The organism is Cellulomonas septica (genome assembly GCF_012396155.1).
GTDB classification, from domain to species: Bacteria; Actinomycetota; Actinomycetes; order Actinomycetales; family Cellulomonadaceae; genus Cellulomonas; species Cellulomonas septica.
Genome location: NZ_JAAXOY010000256.1, coordinates 1 through 4,704, shown reverse-complemented (window position 1 = coordinate 4,704; position 4,704 = coordinate 1). Strand labels below are relative to the sequence as shown.

6 protein-coding genes are annotated in these 4,704 nt (G+C 74.1%); 5 read left to right on the top strand and 1 reads right to left on the bottom strand.

What is annotated here, in order from left to right; genetic code table 11:
• Positions 1 to 306 precede the first annotated feature (306 nt).
• Genes HGA02_RS10965 through HGA02_RS10955 form a run of 3 tightly spaced genes read left to right on the top strand, consistent with a single transcriptional unit; the run spans position 307 to position 3,367 of the window.
• On the top strand, positions 307 to 1,338 hold the full coding sequence (locus tag HGA02_RS10965) for a permuted SH3 domain-containing protein (protein WP_168679039.1): 1,032 nt from the start codon (positions 307 to 309) through the stop codon (positions 1,336 to 1,338).
• Positions 1,335 to 2,147, top strand: a complete 813-nt coding sequence (locus HGA02_RS10960; RefSeq protein ID WP_168679038.1) for an ABC transporter ATP-binding protein — start codon at positions 1,335 to 1,337, stop codon at positions 2,145 to 2,147. The genes HGA02_RS10965 and HGA02_RS10960 overlap by 4 nt, the downstream gene beginning before the upstream one ends.
• A complete protein-coding gene (locus HGA02_RS10955) occupies positions 2,144 to 3,367 on the top strand; it encodes an ABC transporter permease (RefSeq protein WP_168679037.1) in 1,224 nt (407 codons plus the stop codon). The genes HGA02_RS10960 and HGA02_RS10955 overlap by 4 nt, the downstream gene beginning before the upstream one ends.
• Here HGA02_RS10955 and HGA02_RS10950 read toward each other — a convergent pair.
• On the bottom strand, positions 3,364 to 3,936 hold the full coding sequence (locus HGA02_RS10950) for a helix-turn-helix domain-containing protein (RefSeq protein ID WP_210728441.1): 573 nt from the start codon (positions 3,934 to 3,936) through the stop codon (positions 3,364 to 3,366). The genes HGA02_RS10955 and HGA02_RS10950 overlap by 4 nt on opposite strands.
• An 18-nt stretch (positions 3,937 to 3,954) precedes the next feature.
• Here HGA02_RS10950 and HGA02_RS10945 point away from each other — a divergent pair, with 18 nt between their 5' ends.
• Positions 3,955 to 4,338 (top strand): acyl-CoA dehydrogenase family protein, encoded by a 384-nt coding sequence (locus tag HGA02_RS10945; protein ID WP_343035442.1) that lies wholly within the window; start codon positions 3,955 to 3,957, stop codon positions 4,336 to 4,338.
• The coding region (locus HGA02_RS10940) for an AMP-binding protein (protein WP_168679035.1) at positions 4,335 to 4,704 on the top strand (370 nt) is incomplete at its 3' end. The genes HGA02_RS10945 and HGA02_RS10940, both read left to right, overlap by 4 nt.

The window sequence follows — 4,704 nt, the reverse complement described above, 5'->3', positions numbered from 1 at the left end:
GGCGCAGGGTCCCCCGCGGCGCGGTGTCGCGTCCCCCCACGGTCGGACGACGTCGTCCGAGCGAGTGTGCGGGGGACGCCACGACGTCGTCGGCGCGCGTCGGCCCGTCCGGCGCGGCACGTCCGACCGGCACCGCCTTCTCGACCCTCGGCCGCCTGATCCCGCAGGTGGTGGCGCTAGTGCGCGTCGCGCAGTAGTGTTCGGCGCGGAGTAACACGGTTGTCATACCCGGGGTGGATCCGCGTCCCGGGTCGGGCTCAGTACGGTTCCTCCGCACCCCACCACCTGCATGCGAGGAGTCCGCCCGTGGGCGTCACCCGTCGGATCGTCTTCCCGGCCCTACGACTGCTCGTGTGGGCGGTCATCGCCGTCGCGCTCGTGCGGATCGCGTTCGACGGCGCCGACCTCGACACGACGAGCGACGCGCTCACGCCGACGGGATCGGTGTCCGAGCCGACCGTGGCGGCCGAGACCGGCACCATCACGAACGTCGTCACCGTGCAGGGCGCGGTCGTCGCCGACGCGGCCGTGGTCGTGCGGGCCACGCTCGCCGGCACCGTCGCCAAGGTGCTGACCGCCGACGGCGCGGCCGTCCAGGCCGGGACGCCGCTGCTGGAGATCCGGCAGGAGACTCCGCAGGACCCGATCGTCAAGACCGACCCCGTGACGGGCGAGCAGACGACGACCGAGCGCAAGCCCAAGGTGACCGTCGAGGTCGTCAAGGCGCCCGTCGCGGGCACGCTCGCGATGCCCACGCTCAAGGACCAGGTGCTGTCCGTCGGCGACGAGGTCGCGAAGGTCTCCCCCGGGACGCTGTCCGTGAGCGGCACGCTGACGCCGGACCAGCAGTACCGCCTCATCGGCGCACCGACGACCGCCCAGGTCACGCTCAACGGCGGGCCGGCACCCTTCGAGTGCACGGGCCTGCGGATCGGCGCACCCGCGACGGGCGGCGGGCAGCAGCCCGACAACGGGGCGACCACCAGCACCTCGGGCGCGCTCACGTGCGCGATCCCGGCCGGCGTGACCGCGTTCGCCGGGCTCGGCGCGTCGCTCCAGGTCACGAACGGCGAGGCGAAGGACGCGGTCGTCGTCCCCGTCACGGCGGTGCAGGGCAGCGTGCAGAACGGCAACGTCTGGGTCGTCGCGGCCGAGGGTGACGAGCCCGAGCAGCGGGCCGTGAAGCTCGGGCTGACCGACGGCACGAGCGTCCAGATCACCGAGGGCCTCGCGCTCGGCGACACGGTCCTGCAGTTCATCCCGGTGCCCGGCGGTGCGGACGGCGAGGTCGACTGCAACGACCCGGCGCAGTACGACCCGACGGTGTGCGGCGGATGAGCCTGCTCGAGCTGACGGACGTCACGCGGTCCGTCGTGCTGCCCGACGACCGGGTGCTGCACATCCTGCGCGGCGTGACCGTCGCGGTCGACGCGGGCGAGCACGTCGCGATCGTCGGGCGGTCCGGCACGGGCAAGTCGACGCTGCTCAACATCCTCGGCCTCCTCGACGCCCCCACGACGGGCGAGTACCTGCTCGAGGGCGTGCCCATCCAGCGGCTGTCGAGCCGCACCCGGACCGTCCGCCGCGGACGCGACTTCGGCTTCGTGTTCCAGCAGTTCAACCTGCTGCCCGGCCGCACGGCCCTCGAGAACGTCACGGCTCCGCTGCTCTACGCGCGCGGCAAGCAGTTCTGGGCGCGCACGCGGCTCGCCGCGGAGATGCTCGACCGTGTCGGCCTCGGCGACCGCCTCGAGACCATGCCGGAGAAGCTGTCCGGCGGCGAGCAGCAGCGCGTCGCGATCGCCCGCGCGCTCGTGCGGGGGCCGCGCGTCATCCTCGCCGACGAGCCGACGGGCGCGCTCGACGTCGAGACCGGCGGCGAGGTCATGGACCTCCTCGACGACATCGCGTCGCAGACCGGCGCGGCGCTCGTCACCATCACGCACGACCTCGCCGTCGCCGCGCGCGCCGAGCGGCAGTACCGCCTGGCCGAGGGCGTGCTCGTGCCGATCACGCTCGACACCGGGTCGCACTGGGTCGGCGACGTGCCGACGCAGGTCGCGGACCGCGGCGGCGCCGTCGAACGGCGGTTGCTGCCCGGCACGCCCACGAGCACCGACGACGACGTTCAGGGGGTTCACGCATGACCGGGATCGTCGGCGCGCTCGTCGAGGCCTGGGACGAGCTGCGCATCCACAAGCTGCGCGTGCTGCTCGCGCTCATCGGCGTCGCGTGCGCCGTCACGGCGATCACGGGCGTCACCGCGGTCGTCTCGATGCTGAGCCAGTCGTTCAGCGAGCAGCAGGAGCGGCAGACCGGCCGTTCCGTGACCATCACGTTCAGCGCGAGCCCGCGGACCGAGAGCGCCCAGGCCGACACGGCTCGGCTCGACGCGACGTACCGCGAGACGCTCGAGCGGTACGGCATCGAGCACGCGAGCCGGCGGCTCTACACGCCGCTCGAGGCGCGCTTCCCCGACGGTACGCAGCCGGTCGACATGCAGGCCGTCGACGCCGAGTACGGGACGCTCATGCGCCTCGTGCCCGACGAGGGCCGGTGGTTCACCGACGCCGACACGGACGCCTACGCACCGTCGCTCGTCGTCAACGAGACGTTCCTGCGGAACCTCGGGTTCGAGGACCTCACGTCGCACCCCACCGTCGAGATCGGCGGCGACCACCCCGTGCTGGCGACGATCATCGGCGTCACCGCCGACCCGTACCCGGAGATGATGCCGAGCGCGTTCGTGCTCTACGGCCAGTACGAGCGCTGGCTCACCGGCGCCGGGGACGCCGCCGCCGCGAGCATGGGGCCGTGGCAGCCGATGCCCGAGCTCATGGCCTGGGTCCCGCGCGAGGAGCACCGCGCGCTGCAGACGCAGATCCGCCGCGACGTCCAGGCCGCGGTCCCGGGCTTCGAGGTCTGGTCGAGCGACAACGACTGGGACGCGAGCGCGATCGACGGCGCCACCAAGTGGGTCGGCATCGGCGTCGGCGGGTTCGCCCTGCTGCTCGGCGGGCTGGGGCTGGTGAACATCGCGCTGGTCACCGTCCGGCACCGCATCCGGGAGATCGGCATCCGCCGGTCGTTCGGGGCGACGTCGAGCCGGGTGTTCTTCGGCGTGATGCTCGAGTCGGTCGTCGCGACCGTCGTCGCGGGCCTCGTCGGCGTCGTCCTGGCCGTCGCGATCGTCAAGAACATCCCCGTGGACCGCGTGTTCGGCGGCGGCATCCAGGACATGCCGCCGTTCCCGTTCTCCGCGGCGGCCGTCGGCATGGCGGCGGCGACGTTCGTCGGGGCGCTCGCAGGGCTGGTCCCCGCGGTGTTCGCGGTACGCGTCAAGGTGATCGACGCGATCCGGTACTAGGCGTCGACGCGGCGCGGCTCCGCACGGCGGTCGTCGTCGTCGCGGGGCCGCCCGCTGGCGTCGCGCGTGACGTCCTCGTGGACCGCGACGAACAGCGAGTACGCCGTGCCGCCCGGGGTCGCGGGGCGCGCGGCGAACTCGTCGGCGAGCTCCCCGAGCCGGGCGACCAGCTCGGCGTACCCGTCGGCGTCGAGCCGCAGCCCGAGCCTCGTCAGGTTGACGGTCTCCGGGTCGACGAGCGCGACCTCCTCGAAGAACGCGTTGAGCAGCGTGCGGCCCATGCCGGCCTGGTCACGCAGCTGCCACGTCCGGCCGGTCGCCCGGTACGGGACCTCGCGCGAGCCGCGGGTGCCACGCCGGACCGGCTGCGCGACGAGGAAGCCGCGGTCGACGAGCGTGCGGACGTGGTGGAGCACCGTGGCCGGGTTGCGGTCGAGGGCGACCGCGATCTCCCGGTTGGTGCGCGGCTCGTCGAGGCAGAGCCGCAGGATGCGCAGGCGCAGCGTGCTCGCGAGCGCGCGGGCGTCGGCGTCGGGGTCGGGGGTCAGGCCGGGCGGCTCGGGCGGCAACGACCCGCCCTGCACCTCGTGCGCGGCGTCGTGCGCGAGTGGGTCGCGCGGTCCCGGGTCGACGTCGAGGCGCTGCGGCTGCTCGTGCTCAAGACGGCCTGGCTCATGGACTCCGTCGGCAACCGCGCGGCGATGCGGGAGATCCAGGCGATCAAGGTCGCCGTGCCGTCGGCCGTCGAGCGCATCCTCGACCGCGCGATCCAGCTCTTCGGTGCGGCCGGGCTCTCGGCCGACACCCCCCTCGCCGGGATGTTCGCGGCGGCGCGAGCCCTGCGCCTGGCCGACGGCCCCGACGAGGTGCACCTCGCGGCGCTGGGCCGCGCCGAGCTCCGCCCCCGCACCGCCCCGGACGCCGCCACCGACCCCACCAGCCGCGCACCGCACGAAGGGAGCCACCGATGACGACCGACCCCGCCCTCGACGGAGAGGGCTACGGCACCATGTCCGTCGCCGCGATCCTCGCCGAGACCGCCCGCCGTCACCCCGACCGCACCGCGGTCCACATCGGCGACCGCACCGTCGCGTACGGGCCGCTGTGGCAGCAGACGCTCGCGTACGCGGGCGCGCTGCGGGACCGGGGCGTCGGACCGGGCGACCGGGTCGCGGTGCACGTGCCGAACGTCCCCGACTTCGCGCGCGTCTACTACGCGGTGCTGTCGCTCGGGGCGGTCGTCGTGCCGGTCCACCTGCTGTTCAAGGCGGGCGAGATCGAGTTCGTCCTGCGGGACAGCGGCGCCCGGCTGCTGGTCGCCGCCGCACCGCTGCTGG